This is a genomic window from Methylobacterium sp. Leaf102 (assembly GCF_001422425.1).
GTDB lineage: Bacteria > Pseudomonadota > Alphaproteobacteria > Rhizobiales > Beijerinckiaceae > Methylobacterium.
Genome location: NZ_LMMX01000009.1, coordinates 20,315 through 46,708, shown reverse-complemented (window position 1 = coordinate 46,708; position 26,394 = coordinate 20,315). Strand labels below are relative to the sequence as shown.

General features: G+C 71.0%; 24 protein-coding genes, 2 tRNA genes and 1 pseudogene. 9 read left to right on the top strand and 18 right to left on the bottom strand.

Annotated features, from left to right (window positions below; all coding sequences use genetic code 11):
- Positions 1–155 precede the first annotated feature (155 nt).
- Positions 156–620, top strand: coding sequence for an SAM-dependent methyltransferase (locus ASF27_RS07540; RefSeq protein WP_056358993.1), 465 nt, complete (start codon positions 156–158; stop codon positions 618–620).
- A gap of 130 nt (positions 621–750) precedes the next feature.
- On the opposite strand, the gene mutS is transcribed toward ASF27_RS07540, so the two are convergent.
- Both mutS and ASF27_RS07530 read right to left on the bottom strand, forming a co-directional pair.
- Complete coding sequence (gene mutS / locus ASF27_RS07535; RefSeq protein ID WP_056359047.1) at positions 751–3,498, bottom strand: DNA mismatch repair protein MutS; 2,748 nt, start codon at positions 3,496–3,498, stop codon at positions 751–753.
- Between the two features lie 210 nt (positions 3,499–3,708).
- Entirely contained in the window at positions 3,709–4,011 is a 303-nt protein-coding gene (locus ASF27_RS07530) for a hypothetical protein (RefSeq protein ID WP_056169526.1), read from the bottom strand.
- 648 nt (positions 4,012–4,659) lie between these two features.
- On the opposite strand from ASF27_RS07530, the gene ASF27_RS07525 reads away from it, so the two are divergent.
- The 3 genes from ASF27_RS07525 to ASF27_RS07515 all read left to right on the top strand — a co-directional run bounded on the left by ASF27_RS07525 (position 4,660) and on the right by ASF27_RS07515 (position 9,337).
- Positions 4,660–6,327, top strand: coding sequence for a methyl-accepting chemotaxis protein (locus ASF27_RS07525; protein ID WP_056359040.1), 1,668 nt, complete (start codon positions 4,660–4,662; stop codon positions 6,325–6,327).
- A gap of 98 nt (positions 6,328–6,425) precedes the next feature.
- Positions 6,426–8,900 carry an ATP-dependent helicase HrpB gene (hrpB, locus tag ASF27_RS07520; protein WP_056358989.1) on the top strand — a complete coding sequence of 825 codons (2,475 nt, stop codon included), beginning with the start codon at positions 6,426–6,428 and terminating at the stop codon, positions 8,898–8,900.
- Positions 8,897–9,337: a DUF805 domain-containing protein gene (locus ASF27_RS07515; protein ID WP_056358986.1), complete on the top strand. Its 441-nt coding sequence runs from the start codon at positions 8,897–8,899 to the stop codon at positions 9,335–9,337. Before hrpB ends, ASF27_RS07515 begins: the two co-directional genes overlap by 4 nt.
- Before the next feature lie 278 nt (positions 9,338–9,615).
- Here ASF27_RS07515 and ASF27_RS07510 read toward each other — a convergent pair whose 3' ends face one another.
- The 4 genes from ASF27_RS07510 to ASF27_RS07495 form a co-directional block, all read right to left on the bottom strand.
- Positions 9,616–10,137, bottom strand: a complete 522-nt coding sequence (locus tag ASF27_RS07510) for a hypothetical protein (protein WP_056359037.1) — start codon at positions 10,135–10,137, stop codon at positions 9,616–9,618.
- Positions 10,138–10,283: 146 nt separating this feature from the next.
- Positions 10,284–10,359, bottom strand: a tRNA-Ala gene (locus tag ASF27_RS07505).
- A gap of 48 nt (positions 10,360–10,407) precedes the next feature.
- A tRNA-Ala gene (locus tag ASF27_RS07500) sits at positions 10,408–10,483 on the bottom strand.
- A gap of 166 nt (positions 10,484–10,649) precedes the next feature.
- Positions 10,650–11,042: a TIGR02300 family protein gene (locus ASF27_RS07495; protein ID WP_082478868.1), complete on the bottom strand. Its 393-nt coding sequence runs from the start codon at positions 11,040–11,042 to the stop codon at positions 10,650–10,652.
- A gap of 268 nt (positions 11,043–11,310) precedes the next feature.
- Between ASF27_RS07495 and aroA the strand changes: the two genes are divergently transcribed.
- Positions 11,311–12,660, top strand: coding sequence for a 3-phosphoshikimate 1-carboxyvinyltransferase (gene aroA / locus ASF27_RS07490; protein WP_056358983.1), 1,350 nt, complete (start codon positions 11,311–11,313; stop codon positions 12,658–12,660).
- Positions 12,657–13,313, top strand: a complete 657-nt coding sequence (cmk, locus tag ASF27_RS07485; protein ID WP_056169543.1) for a (d)CMP kinase — start codon at positions 12,657–12,659, stop codon at positions 13,311–13,313. The genes aroA and cmk overlap by 4 nt, the downstream gene beginning before the upstream one ends.
- A 314-nt stretch (positions 13,314–13,627) precedes the next feature.
- Here cmk and rfbA read toward each other — a convergent pair whose 3' ends face one another.
- From rfbA to rfbC, 4 genes are read right to left on the bottom strand one after another with little or no spacing between them, the layout of a single operon-like run.
- Entirely contained in the window at positions 13,628–14,521 is an 894-nt protein-coding gene (gene rfbA / locus ASF27_RS07480) for a glucose-1-phosphate thymidylyltransferase RfbA (RefSeq protein ID WP_056262872.1), read from the bottom strand.
- Positions 14,518–15,423, bottom strand: a complete 906-nt coding sequence (gene rfbD, locus ASF27_RS07475; RefSeq protein WP_056358980.1) for a dTDP-4-dehydrorhamnose reductase — start codon at positions 15,421–15,423, stop codon at positions 14,518–14,520. The genes rfbA and rfbD overlap by 4 nt, the downstream gene beginning before the upstream one ends.
- Positions 15,424–16,500, bottom strand: coding sequence for a dTDP-glucose 4,6-dehydratase (gene rfbB / locus ASF27_RS07470; RefSeq protein WP_056304666.1), 1,077 nt, complete (start codon positions 16,498–16,500; stop codon positions 15,424–15,426).
- Positions 16,501–16,536: 36 nt separating this feature from the next.
- Positions 16,537–17,088, bottom strand: a complete 552-nt coding sequence (gene rfbC, locus ASF27_RS07465) for a dTDP-4-dehydrorhamnose 3,5-epimerase (protein ID WP_056358977.1) — start codon at positions 17,086–17,088, stop codon at positions 16,537–16,539.
- 219 nt (positions 17,089–17,307) lie between these two features.
- Between rfbC and ASF27_RS07460 the strand changes: the two genes are divergently transcribed.
- The 3 genes from ASF27_RS07460 to ASF27_RS07450 all read left to right on the top strand — a co-directional run bounded on the left by ASF27_RS07460 (position 17,308) and on the right by ASF27_RS07450 (position 19,056).
- Positions 17,308–17,733: a DUF2147 domain-containing protein gene (locus tag ASF27_RS07460; protein WP_056169558.1), complete on the top strand. Its 426-nt coding sequence runs from the start codon at positions 17,308–17,310 to the stop codon at positions 17,731–17,733.
- Positions 17,734–17,752: 19 nt separating this feature from the next.
- Positions 17,753–18,529: an SDR family oxidoreductase gene (locus ASF27_RS07455; RefSeq protein ID WP_056358976.1), complete on the top strand. Its 777-nt coding sequence runs from the start codon at positions 17,753–17,755 to the stop codon at positions 18,527–18,529.
- A 152-nt stretch (positions 18,530–18,681) separates the two neighbouring features.
- Positions 18,682–19,056, top strand: coding sequence for a hypothetical protein (locus ASF27_RS07450; RefSeq protein ID WP_056358973.1), 375 nt, complete (start codon positions 18,682–18,684; stop codon positions 19,054–19,056).
- A gap of 77 nt (positions 19,057–19,133) precedes the next feature.
- Here the strand turns inward: ASF27_RS07450 and ASF27_RS07445 are convergent, their stop codons facing one another.
- From ASF27_RS07445 to ASF27_RS07410, 8 genes and pseudogenes are all read right to left on the bottom strand, one after another.
- Entirely contained in the window at positions 19,134–20,111 is a 978-nt protein-coding gene (locus ASF27_RS07445) for a hypothetical protein (protein WP_056358968.1), read from the bottom strand.
- 130 nt (positions 20,112–20,241) lie between these two features.
- Positions 20,242–21,057, bottom strand: coding sequence for a hypothetical protein (locus ASF27_RS07440; RefSeq protein WP_056358965.1), 816 nt, complete (start codon positions 21,055–21,057; stop codon positions 20,242–20,244).
- On the bottom strand, positions 21,057–21,353 hold the full coding sequence (locus ASF27_RS07435; protein WP_056262900.1) for a cytochrome C oxidase subunit IV family protein: 297 nt from the start codon (positions 21,351–21,353) through the stop codon (positions 21,057–21,059). Before ASF27_RS07435 ends, ASF27_RS07440 begins: the two co-directional genes overlap by 1 nt.
- A complete protein-coding gene (locus ASF27_RS07430) occupies positions 21,350–22,087 on the bottom strand; it encodes a cytochrome c oxidase subunit 3 (RefSeq protein WP_082478866.1) in 738 nt (245 codons plus the stop codon). The genes ASF27_RS07435 and ASF27_RS07430 overlap by 4 nt, the downstream gene beginning before the upstream one ends.
- Positions 22,084–23,781: pseudogene (ctaD, locus tag ASF27_RS07425) on the bottom strand (cytochrome c oxidase subunit I). Before ctaD ends, ASF27_RS07430 begins: the two are co-directional and overlap by 4 nt.
- 46 nt (positions 23,782–23,827) lie before the next feature.
- Positions 23,828–24,910, bottom strand: coding sequence for a cytochrome c oxidase subunit II (gene coxB, locus ASF27_RS07420; protein WP_056358962.1), 1,083 nt, complete (start codon positions 24,908–24,910; stop codon positions 23,828–23,830).
- Positions 24,907–25,422, bottom strand: coding sequence for a hypothetical protein (locus ASF27_RS07415; RefSeq protein WP_056358957.1), 516 nt, complete (start codon positions 25,420–25,422; stop codon positions 24,907–24,909). The genes coxB and ASF27_RS07415 overlap by 4 nt, the downstream gene beginning before the upstream one ends.
- Entirely contained in the window at positions 25,415–26,389 is a 975-nt protein-coding gene (locus ASF27_RS07410) for a hypothetical protein (protein ID WP_056359024.1), read from the bottom strand. Before ASF27_RS07410 ends, ASF27_RS07415 begins: the two co-directional genes overlap by 8 nt.
- Between the last annotated feature and the right edge of the window lie 5 nt (positions 26,390–26,394).

Genomic DNA, 26,394 nt, shown 5'->3' with positions numbered 1-26,394 from the left:
GGGGAGCCCGGCCGCCTCACGTCTGTAGGCGTGGCGACGTCGGAAGCCCGTCGGCGGTCGGTCGTATGGACCCGGTGGCCCTTTGACGGGTCAGTCTTTTCCCGATCAGGTCGCAACACGGCATTTGCCAGCGTGAGCTGAACGGAATCGGACGCATGACGGCCCATAGGATCGAGACGATTGGATTTGTCCGTGGCGGACGCTCCGAGCCGACCGATGACGATTGGGGGCAAAGCCATTCCTTCATCGAACTGGACCCGGTGCGGTTCGGCGCGGATGCGTTCGCAGGCCTCAATGCGTTCAGTCATGTGGAGGTGATCTTTCTCTTCGATCGCGTGTTGCCGGAAGCGGTCGAGGTGGGCGCACGCCATCCGCGCGGCAGGGCGGATTTGCCCCTCACCGGCATCTTCGCCCAGCGCGGCCGGAATCGTCCGAACCGATTGGGCGTTACGGTCTGTCGAATTGTGTCCGTCGTGGGCACTCAGCTCTCCGTCGAGGGTCTGGATGCCATCGACGGTACGCCCGTGATCGACGTGAAGCCGGTCATGCGCGAGTTTCTCCCTCGGGGGGAGGTGCGGCAACCGGACTGGGTGGCGGAGCTGATGTCAGCTTATTGGTGATGGAGCGAACGGCGGACATCCGCGTTCGGGCCGCCTCGTGCCGGTCGCCTTGGGAATGCGGCGAAGTCCGCCCCCGCTTCCGCCGGAGCGCGCAATTGCAGGTCGCTTGATGCGAAGGCCGGGCGGTGACTCACCCGTCCCGCGCCGCCTTCAGCCGGTACAGCGCCTCCAAGGCCTCGCGCGGGGTGAGCGCATCGGGGTCGATGTCGTCGAGCACGCGGCGCAGGCCATCCTCGCGTTCCGGGGGGGCTTCCTCCAGCGGCGGCGGCGAGAGGGCGGCGAACAGCGGCAGGTCGTCGATGCGCGGGCGCGTCGGGCGCTCGCGCTCGGACTTCTCCAGGTTCTTCAGGATGGCGCCCGCCCGCGCGATCACCCCCGGCGGCAACCCGGCGAGGCGCGCGACCTGGAGCCCGTAGGAGCGGTCGGCCACACCCGGCACCACCTCGTGCAGGAACACCACGGTGCCCCGGTGCTCGGCGACCTTAAGGGTGGCGTTGTTGAGGTGCGACAGGCGCTGGCCCAGAGCGGTCAACTCGTGGAAATGGGTGGCGAACAGGGCGCGGCAGGCGTTCTTCTCGTGCAGGTGTTCGAGGCAGGCCCACGCGATGGAGAGGCCGTCGAAGGTCGCGGTGCCGCGCCCGATCTCGTCGAGGATCACCAGGGAGCGCCGGGTCGCCTGGTTCAGGATGGCGGCGGTCTCCACCATCTCGACCATGAAGGTCGATTGCCCGCGGGCCAAGTCGTCGGCCGCCCCGACGCGGGAGAACAGCCGGTCGACGAGGCCGAGCTGGGCGCTCGCCGCCGGCACGAAGGCGCCGATCTGCGCCAGCACGGCGATGAGGGCGTTCTGGCGCAGGAAGGTCGACTTGCCGCCCATGTTCGGGCCGGTGATGAGGCGGATGCGGCCGCGCCCCTCCCCCGACAGGTCGCAGTCGTTGGCGATGAACGGCTCGCCGGAGAGCCCGAGCGCCGCCTCCACCACGGGGTGGCGCCCACCCGTGACGGAAAAGCCGTAGCCGTCGTCCACCACCGGGCGACGCCAGTCGCGCTCCACGGCGAGGTCGGCGTGGGAGGCGGCCACATCGAGGGCGGCCAGGGCCTCGGCCACGGACGCGATGGCGGAGGCCTGGGCGAGGGCCTCGCCCGACAGCGCGTCGAACACCGCCGTCTCGAGCCGCAGGGCCCGGTCGGAGGCGCCGGAGATGCGGCCTTCGAGGTCGCCGAGTTCGACGCTGGTGAAGCGCATGGCATCCACCATGGTCTGGCGGTGGATGAAGGTCTCGCGCATCACCCCCTTGAGGCAGCCCTCGCCCACCGCCTGCGGCACCTCGATGTAGTAGCCGAGCATGTTGTTGTGCTTGATCCGCAGGGTCCGGCAGCCGGTCTCCTCGGCGTAGCGCGCCTGCAGGGCCGCGATGACCTTTCGCGAGTCCTGGCCGAGCACCCGGGCCTCGTCGATCTCCGGCGAGTACCCTTCGCGGACGAAGCCGCCATCCGCGCGCTTGAGCGGCAGGTCGTCGGCCAGCGCCGCGGCGAGGTGCGCCACGAGGCCGGCATCGACCTGGGACAGCCCGGTTCCGAGGGCGGCGAGGTCGTCCGGCAGACCGTCGAGGGCGGCGAGGTGCGCGGCCAGGCCCTTCGCGGCGTCGAGGCCGTCGCGGAGCGCCGCGAGATCGCGCGGGCCGCCGCGCCCGAGGCCGAGGCGCGACAGGGCGCGGGCGAGGTCCGGCGCCCGCGCCAGGATCTCGCGGAACGTTTTTCGCGAGACGCCCTGCTCACAGAGCCAGGCGACGGCGGCGTGGCGGCGGCGAATGGCGGCGAGGTCCGTGAGGGGACCGGCGAGGTGCTCGGCCAGCAGCCGCGCGCCGCTCGCCGAGACCGTGCGGTCGATGGCGTCGAGCAGGCTGCCCCGGCGCTCGCCCGACAGGGTGCGGGTGAGTTCGAGATTGGCCCGGGTCGACGCGTCGATGGCGAGGGTGGCGCCGCAGGCCTCGCGGGTCGGGGGCGACAGGGTCGGGCGCGCGCCGATCTGGGTGCGCTCGATGTAGAGCAGGGCCGCGCCCGCCGCCGCGAGCTCGGCCCGGCCGAACTGGCCGAATCCCTCCAGCGTCGAGACCCCGAACTGCGCCTTGATCCGTCGCTCGGCCCCGGCCGGCTCCAGCTCCGCCTGGGCCAGCGGCGTCACGGGAGCGGGAATCTCGCGCCACAGGCGGGCCAGCGCCGGATCGGCGTGGATGGTCTCCGACAGGACGATCTCGCGCGGCTCGTGCCGGGCGATGGCCGAGGCGAGTTCCGACGCCGGCACTTCGCTCACGGCGAAGCGCCCCGTCGAGATGTCGAGGGCGGCGAGCCCGTAGGTGTACGCGGCCTGATCCTTGGCGGACTCCGATTTGGCGGCCCCGCCCTTGTTGCGGCCGATGGCGAGCAGGACGTTGGCGCGGGCCGGATCCAGGAGGCGGTCCTCCGTGATGGTGCCGGGGGTGACGAGGCGCACCACCTCGCGCCGGACGACGGATTTGGGCCCGCGCTTCTTCGCCTCCGCCGGATCCTCGGTCTGGGCGCAGACGGCGACGCGGTGTCCCAGCGCGATGAGGCGGCTGAGGTAGTCGTCGGAGCGCTCCACCGGCACGCCGCACATGGGGATGTCGGCCCCGCCGTGCTTGCCGCGCTTCGTCAGGACGATCCCCAGCGCCCGGGACGCGATCTCGGCGTCCTCGAAGAACAACTCGTAGAAATCCCCCATCCGGTAGAACAGCAGGCAGTCGGTGTTGGCGGCCTTGATCTCGATGTACTGCGCCATCATCGGCGTCGCGCCGGCGGTGTCGAGGACCGCCGCGCTGGTGGTGTAGTCCGACGGGGCGGAGCCGGTCTTCGGCATCGAACGGGCGGGGCGCTGCTGCATGGCCTGTGACATGGCGCCAGCCTAACAGACCCGGGCGTCCCTGATCAGCGCGGCCCGTCGCATCGGCTGGGGAGAAGCGCCGAACTCGGGCCGTTGCGCGCGACAGGTACGGCCCAACGAAAAAAGGCCGGCGCTCGCGCACCGGCCCTTCTGTCCGACCGGATCGGTCGGCGGTGTTCGGGGCGCTCAGTAGCGCGGGCCGCCCGTGGTCTGACCCTTCTGCTGCATGAAGCCCGGCTGCTGCGGGTTGCGCGCGTTCGGGTTGCTGCTCATGCGCGAGGCCGGACGGCGGTGCATCCGGTGACCATGGCCCATGCCGCGGTAGCGCATGCCCTGGTAGTGGCGGTGACGGCTCGCGACCTGCTCCACCGACTGGTCGCCGGCGACGATCGGGGCGCCGACCGGCATGGCCGGGGCAGCGGAGGCGGCGGTCATTCCGAAGGCGCCGAGCAGGGTGCTGGCAGCGAGTGCGATGGCGATCTTGGTCATTCGGTTCGTCTTTCGTCCATGCGCCGGGTGGGCGTCGGGGCATAAAGTCGCCGCTCAAGATTCCGTTCCGCGGAAACGTCGCAATAAACGACGGCAACGGCCTGAAACGACTGACATTTTCCTTAAGCTGAACGGGATTAAGCCGGCCTGTCCGGACCGATGTGCCGAAACGAGCGACGCGGCACCGTGCCGCGAACGGCCCGCCGCGCCGACGGACTTCGGCCGATCTGCGATTCGACGATGCAAGTCCCGATCAGGATCGCATGCAGATCGAGCGATGTCGAAACGGGTCCAAACGACTTCGCGTCTTCGGTCGGGGCTTCAATCACAATGACCGAACAATATCTACGTCACTGCGCAGGAACGATCAGGACCAATATTTCGCCGAATACGCAATTCTTTCAAATCTGTGCAAAAAATTGTGATTGAGGGCGGGATATTTTTCGTTCAAACTCCAGCAATAGACCGAATTATTACTGTCTATCAGACCCGCCGAAGAGTCCGGTTGTTGGACCCGTCACGGCGGATCGGACGCCGGATCATACGATCTTAAAGAGTTTCCTCCTACGGTCGATCCAAGCCGGGGCTCCGATGCGGCGGGCGTTTCGTCCCTCCACCGAACCCGCGATCATGCTTCGGACGCTTGCCATGCTCACGACGATTCAAGGCCGCCTCGTCACGCTTCTCACGGTGATGGGCCTGCTCCTGCTCGGGGCGACGGCGATGGGCAACCTCGCCCTGCATTGGAGCCAGCAGAGCTTTCGCTCGGTCTTCGACGATCGCGTCGTCTGCCTGCGGCAGTTCAGCCTGATCCGGGACGCCTACGACGACCTCGTCGTCGCTTCGCGCGAGGCGAGGGACGGGCTCATCGCCGCTCCGGCCGCCAAGGCGCGGATCGAACGGGATCTGGCGAGCATCCGTACCCAGGCCTCGGCCTACCTGGCGACCTACCTGGCACCCGACGAGAAGCCCCTCGCGTCGGCCCTGCAGGACCGGATCGCCGGCAACGAGACCGTCGTCGCCGAACTCCTCCGGCGCATCGCCGGTGGCGCGCAAGGGGAACTCGCCACCGCCCACGCGACCCTGCTGGCGAACGTGGAAGCCACGAACCAGACGCTCGCGGCACTGACGGCGTTCCAGGTCCGGGAGGCGGAAGCCGAGTACGGTCGCGCCACGGCGCTCTCGGGCTGGTCGCGCCTGGCCTTGCTCACCGCTTTGGCCCTCGCGGCCATTGCCATCGCGTACGGCGTCTACACGGTTCTGGTCCAGGTCTCCCGCCCCTTGCACCGCATGACCGGCACCATGGCGCGCCTCGCCGGGGGCGACCTCACCGCCGCCATCGACGGAGCCGACCGCCGGGACGAGATCGGCGCCATGGCCAAGGCCGTGGGCGTGTTCAAGCAGGCGCTCATCGCCAAGCTCGACGCGGACCGCGCGGCCGAGGTCGAGAATGCCGCCAAGATGCGCCGCACCCGGGTACTCGACGAGGCGACGCAGGCGTTCCGCAACCAGATCACCCAGCTGACCCAAGGCCTGTCCTCCGCCGCCACCGAGATGGAGGCCACCGCCCAGGCCATGAGCCGCACGGCGGACGAGGCCGCCGGCCAGTCCCTGAGCGTCGCCTCCGCGGCCGAACAGACCTCCGCGAACGTCCAGACCGTGGCGGCCGCGAGCGAGGAGATGTCGGCGTCCATCGGCGAGATCACCGTTCAGGTCGCGCGCTCCAGCGACATGGCGGAGCGCGCGGCGGCGGATGCGGCCGCCACCAGCACCATCGTGCTCGGCCTCGCGGAGGGGGCCGAGAAGATCGGCGCCGTCGTCGGACTGATCTCCGGCATCGCGGCGCAGACGAACCTGCTCGCCCTCAACGCCACCATCGAGGCGGCGCGGGCCGGCGAGGCCGGCCGGGGCTTCGCCGTCGTCGCCGGCGAGGTCAAGGAACTGGCGGCGCAGACCGCGCGGGCGACAGAGACGATCTCCGTCCAGGTCACCACCATCCAGGGCGAGACCCGACAGGCCGTCGCCGCCATCCGGGCCATCGAGGCGACCATCGTCGAATTGCGCAGCATCGCCGTCGGCGTCGCGGCGGCCATGGAGGAGCAGGGCGCGGCCACCCAGGAAATCGTCCGCAACGTGACCCAGGCCGCGCAGGGCACGCAATCCGTCACCGTCAGCATCGGCGGCGTCACCCGGGCGGCGGCGGAGACAGGTGCGGCGGCCTCTCAGGTCCTGGCCGCGGCCTCGGACCTGTCCCGCCAGTCCGAGCGGTTGAGCGGCGAAGTCTCGGGCTTCCTCGAGACCGTCCAGGCCGCCTGAGGCGCGCCGCGCAGGCCATTGCGGCCGGCCCCGCTTGCGGCCGCGGCCGGTTCGCGGCACCAGGGCGGGCGATGCAACCTGCGCGCCCTCGCACCGATATGTCCTTCGCGGTTCTTCCCATCGAGGCGGTCCTGCCCGCCCTCGCGGCGGCGCTGGCTTCCCGCGCCTCGTGCGTGCTCGTGGCCCCGCCCGGCGCCGGCAAGACCACCCGCGTCCCCCTCGCGCTCCTCGACGCCCCATGGCTCGCGGGCCGAAAGATCATCCTGCTGGAGCCGCGCCGCCTCGCCGCCCGGGGCGCGGCCGAACGCATGGCGCGCACCCTCGGCGAGCGCGTCGGCGACACCGTCGGCCTGCGCGTGCGCCTCGGCTCGAAGATCTCCGCCCGCACCCGCATCGAGGTGGTCACCGAGGGCGTCTTCACCCGGATGATCCTCGACGATCCAGAACTCTCAGGGATCGGCGCCGTGCTGTTCGACGAGTTCCACGAGCGCTCCCTCGACGCCGATCTCGGCCTGGCCCTGGCGCTCGATGCCCAGGGCGCCCTGCGCGAGGATCTGCGCATCCTCGTGATGTCGGCGACCCTCGACGGCGCGCGGGTGGCGCGGCTGCTGTCCGACGCGCCCGTGATCGAATCGGAGGGGCGCGCCTTTCCCGTCGACACCCGCCACGTCGAGCGTGACCCCAACCGGCGCATCGAGGAGGTGATGGCCGACACGGTGCTGCGGGCCCTGCGCGCCGATCCGGGCTCCGTCCTCGCGTTCCTCCCGGGCCAGGGCGAGATCCGCCGGGTCGCGACCCTCCTGGCCGACCGGGTCGGGGAGGACACCGACATCGCCCCCCTGTACGGCGCCCTCACCCCGGCCGAGCAGGACCGCGCCATCGCCCCCGCGGCACCGGGGCGGCGCAAAGTGGTGCTCGCCACCAGCATCGCCGAGACCTCCCTCACCATCGAGGGCGTGCGCATCGTCGTGGATTCCGGCCTGTCGCGGCTGCCGGTCTACGAGCCCGGCCTCGGGCTGACCCGCCTCGTCACCGCCCGGGCCTCGCGCGCCTCCGTCGACCAGCGCCGGGGCCGCGCCGGCCGCACGGAACCGGGCGTGTGCCACCGCCTGTGGTCGGAGGCCGCGACCAACGCCCTCGAGCCGTTCGGACGCCCCGAGATCCTGGCCGCCGACCTCGCGGGCCTGCTCCTCGATTGCGCCGCCTGGGGTGTCGCCGACCCGACCACCCTCGGCTTCCTCGACACGCCGCCCGCCCCGGCACTGGCGGAAGCCCGCGCCATGCTCTCCGACCTCGCCGCCCTCGACGGCGACGGCCGCCTCACCCCCATGGGGCAGGCGCTCCGTGCCCTCCCCCTGCCCCCGCGCCTCGCCCGGATGGTGGTGGCCGCCGCCGCCCACGGACGGGCGCGCGAGGCGGCCGACCTCGCCGCCGTGCTGGTGGAGCGCGGGCTCGGCGGCGACGCCGTCGATCTGGGCGACCGGGTCGAGCGCTACGGCCGGGATCGCGGGCCCCGCGCCGGGGACATGCGCCGCCTCGCCCAAGGCTGGGCGAAGCAGGCCGAGACCTTCGCCGCCGAGGCCACGACCGCCTCCGCCGTCGATTTCTCCGAGCCCGGCCCCCTCCTGGCGCTGGCCTATCCCGACCGGGTGGCGCGGGCGCGGGGCCGCGACGGCGAGTTCGTCATGGCCAACGGCCGCGCCGGACGCCTCGATCCCGCCCTGGCGCTCGCCCGCGCACCGTTCCTCGTCGTGGCCGACATCACCGGCACCGCCGCGCAAAGCCGCATCCTCGCCGCCGCCCCCATCGGCCTCGACGCCCTCGAGGCGCTGTTCCCCGAGCGCATCGCCAGCACCGATCAGGTCACCTTCGACCGGAGCGCGCGCGCCCTGCGCGCCCGGGGGCTCCGGCGCCTCGGCACGCTGGTGCTGGGCGAGCGCATCCGGCCGGTGCCCCCCGATGAAGAATCCGCCGCCATCCTGGCCCGGGGTGTGGCCGAACTCGGGCTCGCCGCCTTGCCCTGGACGCCGGCCCTGTCGCAATGGCTCGCCCGCCTGCGCTTCCTGCGCGCGGCCGATCCAGCCTGGCCCGACCTGTCGGACGAGGCCCTCACGGCAACCATCGAGGCGTGGCTCSCGCCCGAGATCGTCGGGCGCCTCGGAGTCGATGCGATCACGCCGGACGATCTCGGCCGGGCGCTGCACGCTCTGCTGCCGTGGGACCTGCGCGCCCGCCTCGACACGGAAGCCCCGACCCATGTCGCGGTGCCGACGGGCTCGCGCATCGCCCTCGACTACGACGCCGAGGGCGGCCCGGTCCTGGCGGTGCGGGTGCAGGAGCTGTTCGGCCTGGAGCGCCACCCGTCCATCGCGGGCGGGCGCATTCCCCTGGTGCTGCACCTGCTCTCGCCGGCCTCGCGGCCGATCCAGATCACACGGGACCTGCCGGGCTTCTGGCGCGGCTCGTGGAGCGCCGTGCGCGCCGAGATGCGCGGGCGCTATCCCCGCCACCCCTGGCCGGAGGACCCCGTGGCCGAGCCGCCGACCCGGCGGGTGAAACCGCGCGGCACATGAGGTTCTTCGGAATTCTCGCGCGTGCCTTCGATCCGCGCGGCCGCATGTCGGCGGGCGCTTACCGGCGCGTCTTCGTCCGGACGATCCTGTACGGGGCGGGCCTGCTCTGCTTCGCCATCTGGCTCGCCGGCCTCGGGGGCCGTGCGGCGGCGATCCTCACGGCGGCCACCCTGCCCGTCGTCGGCCTCGCCATGCTCGCCGCCACCGCCCGGCGCCTGCACGATCGCGACCGTTCCGCCGGGTGGCTCGTCCCCTGGGGCCTCGCCCAGGCCGTCGGCTTCGCCCCCCTCGACCGGATGGTCGACACCGCCCCCCTCCTCGTCATCGCCCTGCTGCTGGCGATCCTCGGATTCTCGGCCTGGTTTATCGTCGAGACGCTCATGCGGCGCGGCTCCTCCGGCGCCAACCGCTTCGGGCCGCCGGACGATGCGGGTTAGGGCGCAAGCTGAGGGTCTTTCCCCTTACGCGCTGCGCGTAGGGTGACGGAACACGGGCGCTCGTTTTTCGCGAGCGACGGCGTTCCCCCTATCTCGCGGGCAGCGCGGGTCCCCTCTCCTTTCAGGAGGGGGAGTCCGGTCACGTCCCTCTCAGACGCCTCGCGGCGTGCGAAATCCAATGGTCGGCGGATGCGTGACCGAGGTAGCCTGGACGTGATGAGAGGACGCCAAGCCGTGACGAGGGGGCCGATCGTAGGCGGCTCACTGCCTGCGCCTCTTCAAGCAGTCCCGCCCAGCACAGCGCCGAGATAGACCTCCTCGACCTCGCAGAATGGCACCCCGTCCGGCGTCGCGAGGAGCGCCGCTATGGAGAACAGCGGCGCGGCGGCGGATGGCGGCGCGGCGGCGGCGTAGAGGGTACGGACCGCCAGGGTCCGGCGCATCGGCGCCAGGGCGTGGACCACCCGGCCGAACGGCACGTCCGTTTCCGCAAGGGCGTGGTTCATCGCCGGGGTCAGCCGGGCCGCGACGTACCAGTTGTCGGCGATCGAGAGCACGTGCGGGCCGCAGACGAGGCGCACCCGGCGATGGCGCGAGGGCGCGTCACCCGTCAGGGCGAGGCGGTGGCGCTGCGCGTCCGTGGGAGCGATCTCGGGTCCGGGCAGGCGCTCCGCTCTGAGTTCGGCCCGCGACAGGCCACGGGCGGCGCACCACGCTTCAAGCACGGCGGTGGCGCTGGGTCCGGCGCGGAGGCGTTCGGTGAGGGTGGCGATCAGCGCAACGTGTGCCGGCAGCGTCATGAACGGGGGCGGCTCGGCATGGAACTCAATCGGGGCGATGCGGTGCCGGGGGCGGATCGCCCGGCTCACACCCGTGCCGTCCCGTCACGGCCGAACCGAAGACGCACATGACTCCGATGAAAAAGCTGGCTGACGACGGACCGGACTGGTGGAGCCTAACGGGATCGAACCGATGACCTCTTCCATGCCATGGAAGCGCTCTCCCAGCTGAGCTAAGGCCCCACATCGTCTAGTCTGGTCGTCCGGGTTCAGGTTCATGGGAAACCTGATTGGTGGAGCCTAACGGGATCGAACCGATGACCTCTTCCATGCCATGGAAGCGCTCTCCCAGCTGAGCTAAGGCCCCACTTTGGTGCCACCGAACCCAACCCTGCGGTTGGTTTCGTGGGCGTTTCGACCGGCCTCCGCGGTGGCGGCCGGCGATGGCGGTTCTATATTCGGCCCCCGCTTGGGCCTCAACCCCCTTTCTCGCCGGCCGGCAAAGTTTTTTCCCGGCCGGTGCAGAAGTGGGGTCAGCTCTCTTCGTCGTTCTCGATGTCGCCGTCGATGAGATCGGCCACGTCGTCGTCGCCGGCATCCTCCTCCTCGAGGAAGGTGTCGTCGCTGTCCGCCGAATCGGAATCGCTGTCGTCCGTGGTGGTGTCGGTGTCTTCCTCGGCCGCCTCGACCTCGTCGAGGGAGACGATCTCGGGACCGCCCTTCTCGGCGTCGGTGTCCTCGTCGTCATCCGCCGGCACGGCGGCGGCGCGGGCGGCGAGCGCCGGGGCGGCGACGCGGCTGCTGGAGGCGATGGCCTGATAGATCGTCCCGCATTTCGGGCAGGTCGCCGGATCCTTATCGAGGTCGTAGAACTTGGCGCCGCAGCTCATGCATTGACGCTTCAAGCCGAGTTCCGGTCTGGCCACGGGCGAACCTCTAGATACACTTTTCGGGGAGGGGCCCCGTTAGTCGCGTGCAACGCGTCTGTCAAATACTGGCGTGGTCCTGCGGCGCGGTGCGGTTTTCCTGTCGCGATTCCCACGACGCCGGACGGCTCGGATGACGCGGCCCCGCCTGCGTGATAACCGGCCTGTCCATGAGCCGGATCGTCGATCCCGGCACCCGTGCGGCGGAGGGCGCCGATCCGGCCCCGGATCGGCCCCGAAGCCCCTGACGCCGAAAAGTCCTGTCCCCGTGTCACACGACCTTCCGCCCCAGCCCCTCACCGCCACGGCGGGCCTCGCCCTCCAGGGCTCCCTGCGCCCGCCGGGCGACAAGTCGATCTCCCACCGGGCGATGATCCTCGGCCTCCTCAGCATCGGCGAGACCCGGGTCGAGGGTCTGCTCGAAGGCGACGACGTCCTGCGCACCGCCGCCGCGGCGGAAGCCCTCGGCGCCACCGTCGAGCGCCTCGGCGAGGGCCGCTGGCGCATCGTCGGCGTCGGCCTCGGCGGCCTCACCGACCCGGCGGACGTGCTCGATTTCGGCAATGCCGGCACGGGCTCGCGCCTGATGATGGGTGTCGTCGGCGGCCAGCCCGTGACGGCGACGTTCGACGGCGACGCCTCCCTGCGCAAGCGCCCCATGCGCCGCATCCTCGATCCCCTGGTGCGCATGGGGACGCAGGTCGTGAGCGAACGGGAGGGCGGGCGCGTGCCCCTCACCCTGCGGGGCCCGCGCGAGGCCATTCCCATCACGTACGAGACGCCGGTGGCCTCTGCGCAGATCAAGTCGGCGGTGCTCCTCGCCGGCCTCAACGCGCCCGGCATCACCACGGTGATCGAGGCGGCCGCCACCCGCGACCACACCGAGCGGATGCTGCGCCTGTTCGGCGCCCACGTGGAGGTCACGGCCCACGGTCCGGAGGGCCACGGCCGCACCATCGCGCTGACCGGCCAGCCGACCTTGCGCGGCACCGACGTGGTGGTGCCGGCCGATCCGTCCTCGGCGGCGTTCCCCCTGGTGGCGGCCCTCATCGTACCGGGCTCGGAGGTCGTCATCGAGGGCGTGATGATGAACCCCCTCCGCACGGGCCTCATCACCACCCTGCTGGAGATGGGCGCCGACATCGAACGCCTGCGCGAGCGCGACGAGGGCGGCGAGACCGTGGCGGACCTGCGGGTGCGCGCGAGCCGCCTGACCGGCGTCGACGTACCGCCCGAGCGGGCGCCCGCGATGATCGACGAGTACCCGATCCTGGCGGTGGCCGCCGCTTTCGCCGAGGGCACCACCCGGATGAATGGCCTGCACGAGCTGCGGGTGAAGGAATCCGACCGCCTCGCGGCGGTGGCGGACGGCCTGAGCGCCAACGGCATCGCGTACGTCATCGAGGGCGACGACCTCGTGGTGCACGGCGACGGGAGCCCCCCGAAGGGCGGCGGCACCGTGGCGACCCACCTCGATCACCGCATCGCCATGGCGTTCCTCGTCCTCGGGCTCGCCACGCGCGAGCCCGTGACGGTGGATGACGGCGCCATGATCGCCACGAGCTTCCCGAGCTTCCTGCCGACCATGCAGGCACTCGGCGGACGGATCGCGTCATGAGCGACTTTCACGTGGGTGATATCCCCCTCGTCATCGCCATCGACGGCCCGGCGGCCTCCGGCAAAGGCACGCTGGCCAAGCGCATCGCCGCCCATTACGGCCTGCCCCACCTCGACACCGGCCTGCTCTACCGGGCGGTGGCGCTGACCGTGATCGACGCCGGCTACAAGCTCGACGACCACCAGGCCGCCGCGCGGGCCGCCGCCAGCCTCATCGCCGACCGCCTCGCGGATCCGCGTCTGCGCGAGCGCGCCATGGGCGAGGCCGCTTCGCGAATCTCCTCCGTGCCGGCGGTGCGCTCGGCGCTCCTCGCCTGGCAGCAGCGCTTCGCCGGCAACGCCGCCGGCGCGGTCCTCGACGGGCGCGACATCGGCACGGTGGTGTGCCCCCACGCGCGGGTGAAGCTGTTCATCACGGCGGCCCCCGAGGAGCGGGCACGCCGTCGCCACCTCGAACTCCAGCGCCGGGGCGAGACCACGAGCGTCGGGGCGATCCTCGCCGACATCGTCGCCCGCGACGCCCGCGACGCCCAGCGCTCCACCGCCCCCCTCAAGGCGGCGGCCGACGCCGTGCTCCTCGACACCACGGACCTCGACCCCGACGCCGCCTTCGCGGCGGCCCGCGACGTGATCGACCGCGCCCGGCCCCATTGAGGCGGGTCGCTATCGGCTGGGGGATGAAGTGGATCGGAGCGCGACGTGCCCTCGTCCCGCTGTCGTGAAGCGGAGGATCCGGTCAGTGGCAATGCCTTGCGTATCGCGCGAATGGCTCAAGTCCCCCTCTCCTTCCAGGAGAGGGGGTACCGTCATGCGCTATGCCCGCCGGATGCGGCTTTCGAAGACGTCGCAAACCGGTGTGTGATTTCGGAGCCGGCAAGGAACGCGCACGCGCGCTGTCCCCCCACCTTATCGGAGCCGTACCGGGGATCGGATGGTCCATCCGGCCCCGGGACTTCCTGAAGGCCCCGTCAGCGCGCGGCGAACTCCGCGAACGCGTCGTCCTTGGCCAGACGCAGGAGGTTCTGCCCGTAGGCGGTCTTCGCGAACAGGTTGCCGCGCGCGATGAGCTGCTCCTTGTCGATGAAGCCCTGCAGGTAGGCGATCTCCTCGAGGCAGGCGACCTGCAGGCCCTGGCGGTGCTGCAGGGTGCGGACGAACTCGGCCGCCTCCAGCAGGCTGTCGTGGGTGCCGGTGTCGAGCCAGGCGTAGCCGCGCGACATCCGCTCGACATGGAGCTGGCCGCGTTCGAGATAGGCCTGGTTGACGCTCGTGATCTCGAGTTCGCCGCGCGGCGACGGGGTCACGGCGGCGGCGATGTCGAGGACCTGGTTGTCATAGAAGTACAGGCCGGTCACCGCCCACGGGCTCTCGGGCTGGGTCGGCTTCTCGACGAGGCGCAAGGGGCGGCCCTCCTTGTCGAGGGTGACGACGCCGTAGGCCGCCGGATTGTCGACGTGGTAGGCGAACACCGTGGCGCCCGACGTGCGGGTGCGGGCGCGGGCGAGCAGCTCGCTCATGCCGTTGCCGAAGAACAGGTTGTCGCCGAGCACCAGGGCGACGTCGTCGGTTCCGACGAAGTCGCGGCCGATGACGAAGGCCTGGGCCAGGCCCTCGGGGCGCGGCTGGATCGCGTAGGAGAACTGCAGGCCGAACTGCTCGCCGGTGCCGAACAGGCGCTTGTAGTTGTCGAGGTGCTCAGGACTGGAGATGATCAGGATCTCGCGGATGCCGGCGAGCATCAGCACCGAGACCGGGTAGTAGATCATCGGCTTGTCGTAGACCGGCAGCAGCTGCTTGTTGATCGACAGGGTGGCCGGGTGCAGGCGCGTGCCCGATCCGCCGGCGAGGACGATGCCCTTCATGCCCGTGTCTCCGTCTGGGTGTGGGCCGGCCCGACGAGCCGGTCGAGGATGTCGTCGAGGGCCGCTTCCCAGGGGCGCGGCACGATCCCGTAGGCGGCCGTGAGGCTCGCCGTCGACAGCCGGGAATTCGCCGGGCGCCGGGCCGGCGTCGGGTAGGCGCTCGTCGGGATGCCGGTGACCGGGATCGATTGGCTGCCGCGCGCGGCGGAGCCCGCCACGATGGCTTCGGCGAAGCCCCGCCACGTGGTCGAACCGGCATTGACGTAGTGGAAGGTGCCGGTGGGCGCGTCCGCATCCGCGGCGAGCCGCAGGGCGATGGCGGCGCAGGTCTGGGCCAAGTCCGTCGCCGAGGTCGGGCAGCCGTGCTGGTCGTCGACCACCGTGAGCGCGTCGCGCTCGGCCGCGAGCCGCAGCATGGTCTTCACGAAGTTGCCCCGGTGCGGGCTCACCACCCAGGCCGTGCGCAGGATGGCGTGGCGCGGGTTGGCCGTGCGCACCGCCATCTCGCCAGCCGCCTTGCTGGCGCCGTAGACGCTGCGCGGGTTCACGGGGGCGTCGGGCAGGTAATCCCCCTCCCCGTCCCCGTCGAACACGTAATCCGTCGAGACGTGGACGAGGGGGATGCCGCGCGCCCGCGTCGCGGCGGCGAGGATCGCCGGCGCCAGGGCGTTGAGGCGCCACGCCGCGACCACGTCGGATTCGGCCTTGTCCACGGCGGTGTAGGCCGCCGTGTTGATCACCGCTTCGTAGGGTGTCGCGTCGAGGGTGCGGGCCACGGCGTCCGCATCGGTGATGTCGAGGGCCGCGCGGTCCGGCGCGTCGACCCGCACGCCGTCCGGCCAGGCATGGGCCTGCAGCTCGGTGCCGACCTGACCGGCGCCGCCGAGGATCAGGATATCCACTTAGGAGGCCTTCGTCGCGGACGCCTGCGCGCCGCCGAGGCCGAGGCGCTCGCCGGTGTAGCGGCCCTCGCGGATCGGACGCCACCACGCCTCGTTGTCGAGGTACCACTTCACGGTCTCTTCGAGCGCCGTCTCGAAGTTCTTCGTCGGCGCCCACGCGACCTCGGCCTCCGCCTTCGACGGGTCGATGGCGTAGCGGCGGTCGTGGCCCGGACGGTCGGCCACGTAGGTGATCAGGCGGTCGTGCGGGGCGTGCTCGGGGCGCAGGCGGTCGAAGGCGGCGCACAGCCCCTTCACCACCGCGAGGTTGTTGCGCACGGAGCGCCCGCCGAGCAGGTAGGTCTCGCCGAGGCGGCCGTTCTTCAGTACCGCCACGAGGCCCTTGGCGTGGTCCTCGACGTGAATCCAGTCGCGCTCGTTCAACCCGTCGCCGTAGACGGGGAGGTTCTTCCCCTCCAGCGCATTGAGGATCATCAGCGGGATGAGCTTCTCGGGGAAGTGCCGCGGCCCGTAATTGTTCGAGCAGTTCGTGATGAGCACCGGAAGGCCATAGGTCTCGTGCCAGGCGCGGGCGAGATGGTCGGAGGCCGCCTTCGAGGCCGAGTAGGGCGAGCGCGGGTCGTAGCGGCTCTCCTCGGTGAAGAACCCGTCGGGCGGGAGCGAGCCGTAGACCTCGTCCGTGGAGACGTGGAGGAAGCGGAACGCCGCCTTCGCGTCGCCGGAGAGCCCGTCCCAGTAGGTGCGGGCGCCGTCGAGCATCACCTGGGTGCCGACCACGTTGGTGCGGATGAACGCGCCCGGATCGGTGATGGAGCGGTCGACATGGCTCTCGGCGGCCAGATGCATCACCGCGTCGGGCTTGAACTCGGCATAGAGCGCGTGGACGGCCGAAGGATCGCAAATGTCGGCCTCGGCGAAGCGATGGCGGGAGTCCTCGGCCAGGGGCTGCAGGGAGATCGGGTTCGCCGCATAGGTCAGGGCGTCGAGGGTGAGGACGTCGTGCCCGAGATCCTGAACCAGATGCAGGACGAGGGCGGAACCGATGAAGCCGCAGCCGCCGGTGACCAGGATGCGCATGCGTGTCTTCTCCCTCGAACCCTTGGTATCAAATGTTCAGAACGCGGCGCCGAGATCCGCGAAACGCGGGGCGGCGCGGTCCTTGTCCGACAGCACGGCGGCGGCCTCGTCCACCGGCCAGGCGATGGCGAGATCGGGGTCGTTCCAGACGAGGTTGCGGTCGTGCGCCGCGCTGTAATAGGCGCTGACCTTGTAGGCCACCATGGTGTCCGGCTCCAGGGTGCAGAAGCCGTGGGCGAAGCCGGCCGGCACGTAGAGCTGCTCGCCGCCCTTCGCGTCGAGGGTCACGGCGACGTGGCGGCCGTAGGTCGGGCTGTCGCGGCGCAGATCCACGGCGACGTCGAGGATCGAGCCCGCCAGCACCCGCACCAGCTTGGCTTGCGCCGCCGGGGCGAGCTGGAAGTGAAGGCCCCGCACGGTGCCGACCTGGGCCGAGAACGACTGGTTGTCCTGCACGAACGCCACGTCGATCCCGCCGGCCGCGAGGGTATCGACGCGAAAGGTCTCCGAGAACCAGCCCCGGTCGTCGCCGAAGCGGTTGGGAACGACGCGCTTGACCGCCGCGATCTCCGTCTCGATCACCCGCATGGTGGATTGATCCCTGGGAACACCCGAAAATTCGAACCGTCTAGGCCGGGGTTCTCGCCGGGTTGTCAAGGCTGAGACACGACTTGGCGGCCCTGCCGGGCGTCTTCGGGGGTCGTTTGGGGCGTCGCTCGGGGGGGCACTCGGGCGGTCGCTTGCGGCGGTCGTGGACCGTGCGCTATGCCGCCCGACCGCGCGGGACACTTCAGGGAGACAGCGCATATGATCACGCAGAATCGGACGGCCCGCGCCCTCGCGGGCACCCTCCTGCTCCTCGGGCTCGCCGGCCCGGCCGCCGCCGAGAAGGGTCCCGACGCCACCGGCCTGTGGCTGACGGAGACGGGCGGCTCCAAGGTCCGCATCGCCCGCTGCGGCCAGGGCTATTGCGGCACCCTCGCCAGCGTCTCCGGCCCCGGCCTCGACGCCCAGAACCCCGACGTGTCCCTGCGGACCCGCAGCCTCATCGGCGTGCGGATCATGACCGCCGACCGGGCCAAGGGCGACGGTTACGAAGGCTCGCTCTATAACCCCAAGGACGGCAAGACCTACGCCGGCAGCCTCGTCCTCAAGGGCCCGGACGTCGTCGAGGTCCAGGGCTGCGTCCTGAGCGTCTTGTGCAAGAGCCAGACCTGGAAGCGGGTGAACTGAGGCGATCGGGGGCGATTCCATGCGGTTGGCGGGAAAGACCTGCGTCGTCACGGGCGCCGCCCGAGGCATCGGGCGGGCGATCGCGGAGGCGTTCGGGCGCGAGGGCGCGACCGTCATCGCGACGGATGCGGACGCGGCGGCCCTCGCCGACCTGGAAGCCGCCCTCGGCTGCCGGACCTTCCCCCTCGACGTACGGTCGGAGGAGGCCTGGGACGCCCTGGCGCGGTTCGCCCCCGCCGTCGACGTGGTGGTGAACAACGCCGGCGTCACGGGGTTCGAGGACGGGATGGTCGCGCACGATCCCGAACACGCCACCCTCGCCGACTGGCGCGCGGTCCACGCGGTCAACCTCGACGGCACCTTTCTCGGCTGCCGCTACGCCATCCGGGCCATGAAGGCGCGGAGCGCAGGCTCCATCGTCAATATCGCCTCGCGCTCCGGCCTCGTCGGCATCCCTGGGGCCGCCGCCTACGCGTCCTCGAAGGCCGCCATCCGCAACCACACCAAGACCGTGGCGCTCTATTGCGCCCAGCAGGGCTGGACCATCCGCTGCAACGCGATCCATCCGGCCGCGATCCTCACCGGAATGTGGGAGCCGATGCTCGGCACCGGACCCGACCGGCAGGCCCGGATGGACGCCCTCGTTGCCGACACGCCCCTGCGCCGGTTCGGCCGCCCCGACGAGGTCGCGGCTGTCGCTTTGATGCTCGCCTCCGACGAGGCCACCTACATCACCGGCGCGGACATCACCCTCGACGGCGGCCTTCTGGCCGGATCGGCGGTGGTGCCGGGTTAGGGGGGCGCCGAGCCGTCCCCGCACGCTTCCCGGCCGAAGGGTCCGGCCCATCGCGTCGAACGGCCGGACCGTGGGACGCCACGCCGAAGGTCTTTACCATTCGGTTTTCCAGCATCGATCTGTACACGAGCGGCAAAGCATCGCTCTCCAGCGTGAAGGCCTTGTTCGGTTTCGGTAACGCCCTCGTCGCGTGCGTACAGAAGCTCGCGCAAGGCTTCGAGCATATCCAGCAGGTGATCGACCGGGAGTACGGCGCCGGGATGGGCGACCGCGTGTCCCGGGATATCGGCCGGACGCAGACCCGCGACCTCAGCGGCGGCATCAAGCGCTCCGATCTCGGCCTCATTGGACGGACTGCGGACCGGCTCACGCAGAACATGCTCAATGCAGCGCTCACGGACCGCAACATCGGCGGACTGCAGGGCCACCGGCCCGACTACGATAAGATGCAGGCGTTCTTCGACGCGCATTTCGCGGTGGCGGCCAACCCCAAATTCTGGGGAGGTACGCTGCGGAATCGAACGTAACCGCATCACAGCGACGACCGGGCCGTCCAGGGTCTCGACGCACCGCACCCGCGGATCCGGCCGATCCGAGACTCGGGTCAGAACTCGACGCCGAAGCGGACCCGTAGGTTGTGACGGGCGAACTGGGTGAGGTTGAAGGCGCGGTCGGCGAAGTCGGGGGCGCGGTCGTGGCCGGAGACCTGGGCGGAGTAGGCGACGGTCAGGAAGCCCTTTTCCCTGACCTGCACGTGCAGCACAGGGCCGACGAAAACCGCTCGCCCGAGGAACCGGTTCAGGAACGACCCGTCATAGGCACGCATGACCCGGATTTCGGGGCCGAGGAAGACGCTGTTCGTCGCCCGCGCCATCAGCGTTCCCGACAGGGAGAGGGTCGAGGATCGGTCGGTGTCGCCGGAGCCCTTGAGGCGCGCGACGGAGGGATTGTAGATCACGTTCGCACCGGCCCACAGCTTACCCGGAATCAGGCGCGCATCCGCCATGAGCCGGGTGTCCATGCTGAACACGTCGGCGCCCTGCCCCTCGATGGGCGTCACCCGCGAATACAGCGGCTCCGCCTGCAGGGCGATGCCGAACGGATGGTCGTCCGTCCGCTTGAGAAACTGATACTTGAACTCCAGTGAGCCGCCGTTGACGAGGCCGAAGGTCTTGTCCGGCACGCCGACGATGTTGCGGCTGTCCCGCGCGTCGAATTGCAGGCCGGGCTCGATGCTGAAATCGTCGGTCGGATCGTACTGGTAGCTGACGATGGGTTCGCTGGCGCGATAGGCCGACGAGCCCGGCCCCGCCCGGCGCTTGCTGAAGCGGCCGATCGCGTCGACCACCACCTCCTGCTCGCCGGCCTTGCCGGTGTCGGTTCCTTCCGTGAAGCCGAACAGGTTCTCGGTGTCGATCGTGTCGGGCGCGCTGCCCGTGCCCGCCTCCTGGTGGTCTTTGCCGGACGCGGACGGAATCGGTCCGGCCAGGGCGGATCCGGCGACGAGGAGGACCGAGAGCCGGGCCGCCCGGCGGACGCGATGCCAAGCTTGCCGAAAGGAAACGGGTCGTGACGGGAGCATCCCGCACGCTATCCTGCCGCGTCGTGTCCTGGCTGGTGCGCGAAAGCCACACAGGCCTTCGTCCCTCGCGTGCGGTCGGACGGCGCTGGATTAAAACACTTCCGGCCGCATCGCCCGGTTGTGTCCTGCGTCACGGCTTCGCCGTTCCACGCCGATGCAGCAGGATCAGGCCACCGGCCAGACCCAGCAACGTGAGGCCGATGGCGGCCTGAAAGGCCTGCCAGATCCGTGGCGTGTAGATCCCCTGTGCCGCGTCGAATCTGTAGCACAGCAGCCGGACGCGATCGCCGAGCGTGCCGATCCGGCCTTCTCCCGCCTCCACGAGGGCGAGGCGCAGGCTGTCCGCCGTCACGGTGAGGCTCGACAGGACGCGCGACACCCGCCCGTCGCCGGTCAGCGACACGAAGGCGGCCGGGTGGACGATGGCGCCGTGCACGGTATCGGGCACCGACGTGTAGCCGATCGCTTCGGTCAAGCGCGCGACCGCCTCGGGCGGCCCCGTCACGGTGGTGACCGCCTCGGCCAGCGCCCCGTCGATGCCGGCCGTCACGGACGTCCGGGCCTCGTCGCGCGGACCGAGGCCGATGACGACGAGCCGGACATCCCGGCCTGGGCGCAGGCCGGTTCCCATCAGAGCCCCGGACAGGATCGCGAGGGTCGGCGCGCAGATCACCCGGCAGTTCGGGTCGATGGGCACCAGGAGGGTCGGGCGGCCGTCGAGGGCGGCGGCGACCGTGACGGCTTGGCCCCCATCGGTCCGGAGTTCGAGGTCCAGCGGCACTCGAGCCCCTGGGGGCGGCGCGAGGCCGACGCGCGCGAGGTCGAGCCGGGTGAGGTCCGCCGAGGCCGGCGACGGGAAGGCCGGTGCCGCCACGACCAGGGTGGCGAGACAGGGCCGGATGGCTCGGGATACCCGCGAGCGGACCCCAGGCTGCGGGCGCCGCATCATCCTTCCGCCAACCGGGCGAACACGTCCGCGAGGGTGAGGGTGAACAGGATCGCCAGCCAGAACAGACCGCAGGCCGCGGTGAGCCGGTCGAGGGCATTCGCCGTATCGAGGCGCATGAACGGCACCGCGACGAGGAGCGCCTGGGTGCCGGCGATGCCGAACGGGAGGGCGACGTTCCAGGGGCCGAGGGGTCGGTAGGCCAGCAGGACCGAGACGGCGAGGAGCGCGACGAGGCCGAGCCAGACCGGCACGGTGCGCAGGAGAATGGAGCGGAGGGTGGGGGCCTCGCTCATCCGGTGCGCCCCACGAGGTAGAGGGCGGGGTAGAGGACGATCCACACCATGTCGACGAAGCCCCAATACAGCAGCGCCACCTCGACCTGCGGACTCGTGGCGAGGAAGTCCGGCGCGTGCCAGCCCTTCCACGCCAGCCGCGTCACCAGGCCGATGCCGATGGCGAGGTGGATTCCGTGCACCGCCGTGGCGAACCAGTAGAAGCCGAAGAACAGCTGCGTCGGCCGGTCCGCGAGCTTGAAGCCCGGTCCGGGCACCAGATTTTCCCGGATGTCCTCGCGGTATTCGAAGCCCTTCACGATCAGGAAAGCGAGGCCGAGGCCCGCCGTGAGCAAGAGGCAGACGAGGACCAGACGGCGCAGGGCCGGCACCTCCGCGGCCCGCGCGGCGATGGCCGCGAGCAGACCGCTCGTGAGCAGCAGGGCGGTGTTCGCCGTCCCGTAGACGATGTTGGTCTCGCGCGCCGCCGCCGCGACGGCCTCGGGATGCTCGGCCCTGAGGGCGGCGTAGAACAGGAACAGCGCCCCGAAGAACAGGACTTCGCTGGCGATGAAGATCCACATGCCGAAGGTGGCCCCGGCCCGCTGCCGCGCGAGGGCGTCGGCGGGCGCGAAACCGAGGTCGTGCCAAGGCTCGCGCAGCGACGGGGCAGACTCGCGCAGCGAGGGGACAGTCTCGCGCAGCGGAGGAGACGGCTCGCGCAGCGGAAGGGACGGCTCGCCGGTCGCCCTCATGCCTGGGATTCCTGCGTCGGCAGATGCGGCTGGTCCTGCGTCGGCGGGCTCCCGGCCGGGTGGTAATCGTAGGGCGGCCCGAGGACGGCGACACGGCCGAGGAAATTGTCGCGGGGCGGCGGCGACGTGGTCCGCCATTCGAGGCCGGTGGCGTTCCACGGGTCGTTGCGGGCGCGGGCGCCGAAGAACACCGACCAGGTGAGGTAGCCCAGCGGCATCAGGTAGGCGACGGCGAGGACGGCCGCGCCCGAGGACGAGAGCACGTTCCAGACCTGGAATTCCGGCGGATAGACGTGGTAGCGCCGCGGCATGCCGAGATACCCGGCGATGAATTGCGGGAAGAACGTCAGGTTGAAGCCGAAGAACATCAGGATCGCGGCGAACTTCGCCCAGGTCTCCGGGTACATCCGCCCGGTGATCTTCGGCCACCACAGGTGCAGCCCGGCGAAGTAGGCCGACACCGAGGCGCCGACCATGATGTAGTGGAAGTGGGCGACGACGAAGTAGGTGTCCTGCACGTGCACGTCGATGGGGATCGAGGCGAGGAACAGGCCCGTCAGGCCCCCCACCGTGAACAGGCCGAGGAAGCCGAGGGCGTAGAGCATCGGCGATTCGAAGCCGATCTGGCCGCGATACAGGGTGGCGGTCCAGTTGAAGACCTTGATGGCCGACGGCACGGCGACGATGAACGACAGGAACGAGAACAGCAGCGCCGCGTAGGGCGACATGCCCGAGGTGAACATGTGATGGCCCCAGGTGAAGAAGCCGATCACCGCGATGGCCACCAGGGCGTAGACCATGAAGGTGTAGCCGAAGACGACCCGCCGCGAGAAGCAGGTGATCACCTCGGAGATCACCCCCATCGCCGGCAGGATCATGATGTACACCGCCGGGTGCGAGTAGAACCAGAACAGGTGCTGGAACAGGATCGGGTCGCCGCCCCGCGCCGGATCGAAGATCGGCAGGCCGAAGGCCCGCTCGGCCAGCACGAGGAGCAGGGTGAGAGCGAGGACCGGCGTCGCCAGGACGAAGATCAGGCTCGTGGTATACATCGCCCACACGAACAGCGGCAGGCGGAACCAGGTCATGCCGGGCGCCCGCAGCAGGTGCACGGTGGCGATGAAGTTGACGCCCGTGGCGATGGTCGAGAACCCGGCGACGAACACGCCGAGCACCGCCACGGAGACGGCGGTGTCGGAGAACATCGTCGCCTAGGGGACGTAGAAGGTCCACCCCGTGTCGATCCCGCCCGCCAGCACGGCGACGGCGGCCAGGAGCCCGCCGCCGAGGTTGAGGTACCAGCTCACGAGGTTGAGTTTGGGAAACGCGAGGTCGCGGGCGCCGATCATCAGCGGCAGGAGGAAGTTGCCGAAGGTGGTGGGGATCGACGGGATGAGGAAGAACCACACCATGATCACGCCGTGGAGCGTGAACAGCTTGTTGTAGGTGTCCGACCCGACGAAATCGGCTTCCGGCGTGAACAGTTCGAGGCGCACGGCCGTGGCCGCCGCGCCGCCGAGGAAGAAGAACAGCGTAATCGACAGTCCGTACAGGATGGCGATGCGCTTGTGGTCGGTGGTGGTCAGCCACGAGCCGAGGGTGTGGCCGGCCGCGAGGTAGCTCTCCGGCAGGCCCAGCGCGAGCTCGTCCGGGTCCGCCAGGGCCGTGGGGCTTTGGGCGATGTGGGGGCTCATCTGCGCGCTCGCGGACGGGGAGGGCGGGGATCGACGACGGGGCGGGTCACGGGCCCACCGCCGGTCCGGCGGGGGCCGGCGTGTCCGCGACGGGCGCGCCCGGCACCATGGCAGGGCTGCGCTCGCGAGCGGACCCCGGCACGCGGGAGGAGAGCGGCGGCACGCCGGGGCTGCGCACGGTGCGGGGGCCGGCCCCGAGGGCGCGGAGATAGGCGGTGAGTTCCTGCACCTCTCCGTCCGTCAGTAGGCCCGCGTAGCTCGGCATGATCGGCGCGTAACCGGCGGCGATGTCGCGCGCGGGCTGGAGGATCGAATCGCGGATATAGGCCGCATCCACCGTGACGGTGCGGCCGCCTTCGAGGGGAATGGTCTTGCCCCATAGCCCGGCGAGGTCCGGCGCGTGGATCGTGGAGCCCGGTGCGTGGCACCCGGCGCAGCCGCGCGCGGTGAACAGGCGCTCGCCCGCATGGGCGAGGTCGTCGCCCTCGGGCTGGGCCGAGAGCCACGCTGCGTAATCCTGCGGCTCCATGACGATGACGCGGCCGAGCATGCGCGAGTGGTCGGTGCCGCAGAACTCCGTGCACATGAGGTGGAAGGTGCCGGTCTTGGTGGCCTGGAACCAGGTCTCGGTCTGGCGGCCCGGCACGGCGTCGCGCTTCAGGCGGAAGGCCGGGATGTAGAACGAATGGATCACGTCCTGCGAGGTCAGCATCAGCCGCACGGGCGCGCCCACGGGCACGTGCAGCTCGTTGATCTCGCGGGCGCCGTTGGAGGCCTGCGTCTTCCACATCCACTGCTTGGCGACGACGTGGATCTCGATGGCGTCCTTCGGTGGAGTGTAGGCGCCGATCTCGGCCGAGGCCGCCCACCAGAAGATGAACAGGAACACGAACAGGGTGGCGGCGGTCCAGCCGATCTCGAACTCGCGCGACACGACGCTCGGCAGGGCGCCGCGATCGGCCTTCGAGCCGCGCCGGAACCGGATCGCGAAGGTGACGACGAGGCCGACCACCACGAGGACGATGGCGGCCGAGATCACCGTCAGGCCGAAGAAGATCGCGTCGACCTTGGCGGCCTGCGTCGAGGCGGCTTCGGGCATGAGCCACGCGGGCACGAAACGCTGCATCATGGGGCGCCCCCGCCGGCGGGACCGGACGCCGCGGCGGCGCCGGGGCTCCCCCGTGGCGCCGGGAGCGCGCTGACCGCGCCGCCGCGGCTTCCGAGGCTGGGCCAGCGTTCGGGCTGGACCGGCGCGGCGTAGGCGGTCGCGCCCCGATCGGCGAGGCGGCGCATGGCCTCCCCGATGGGCATTCGGGCGATGCCGCGGTCGCGGTCGACCCACCCGTAGCCCTGCAGCCGGTGACGCTGATCGGCGAGGAACCGCGCGAGGTCGCCGCCGGGATTCTGCTGGAGCTGCGGCCCGGGAAACGCGCGGGGCGCCTGAGCGACCGGCCCCGGCACCTCGCTCCGGTAGTACAGCCACAGGCCGGCCAGCGACGCCCCGATGAACGCCACGATGCCGAGGCCCGTGAGCAGCACCGGTTTCAGGGCGATGCCCGGCGCTTCGAGGCCGGGATCGGCGTGGTCCGCGACGTCGTCGTGGATACGGTCGCGCGACGGCTCAGGCATGGGCTCAGGCATGCCGGCTCTCCGGCGCTGAGGCGTCGGCGAAGGTGCGCGCGGTGAATCGCGCGGCGCGGCGCGACAGCAGGGCCAGAACGGCGAGGCCCGCAAGCCCGCCCGCCGCGGCGGCACCGGCACCGTCGCCGTAGGCCGGCAGGAGCGTCCAGGCGAGGTGGAGGGCGAGGCCCACGAGGACGAGGACGCCCACCGCCCGCAGCAGGGCCGCGCTGCGGCGCACGGCAGAAAAGAGCAGCATCCCGAACGGGACGAGGCCGCCGACCACGAAGGCGGCGAGCAGCAGCGCCCGCCAAGTGCCCTCGCCACGCTTCAGGTACCACGCGGCCTTCGGCGGCAGGTCGCCGTACCACGCCACCACGTAGGCCATCAGGCCCATGTAGAGGACGCCCAGGAGGGTCGCGAGAATGAGCTGGGCGAGGTCGCCCGTCCGCTGTCCGTCGCGGCCGGGCACGCCCACCAGGGCCGCCCACGCGAGGGCGGCGAGCATCTGGTGCAGAGCGATGTCGGCGGCGAACGCGGAGGAGACGTAGGCAGGCTCGACGGACAGGATCCAGTCCACGGCGACGAGGCTGAGGCTGAACCCGTAGAAGGCGAGGCCGAGGCCGGCCACCAGCCGGGTGCAGCGCCCCGCCAGGATGAGGAGGGCGAGGCCCGACCAGCCCGCGAGCGCGAGGCCGGCCCGCAGATCGAACGCCACCGGATTGAGGTAGAGGCGCGCGACATCCGCCTTCACCCGCCCCGGATCGGCCGCCCAGGGGTAGAGGGCCGGCAGGGTGGCGGCGATGCCGAGGAACGTCAGGGCGGCCAGGGGCACCAGGGCGGTGGCGGGCCGCAGGGCGGGGGCGAGAGCGTCGCCCCACCGGCCGCCCGTGACGGCGTGGATCATCACCCAGACGAGGCTGCCGATGGGGATCATGCTCCAGACGATCCAGGCGAGGAGCCAGCCCCGCGCCAGGGCGTCGGCGATCGACG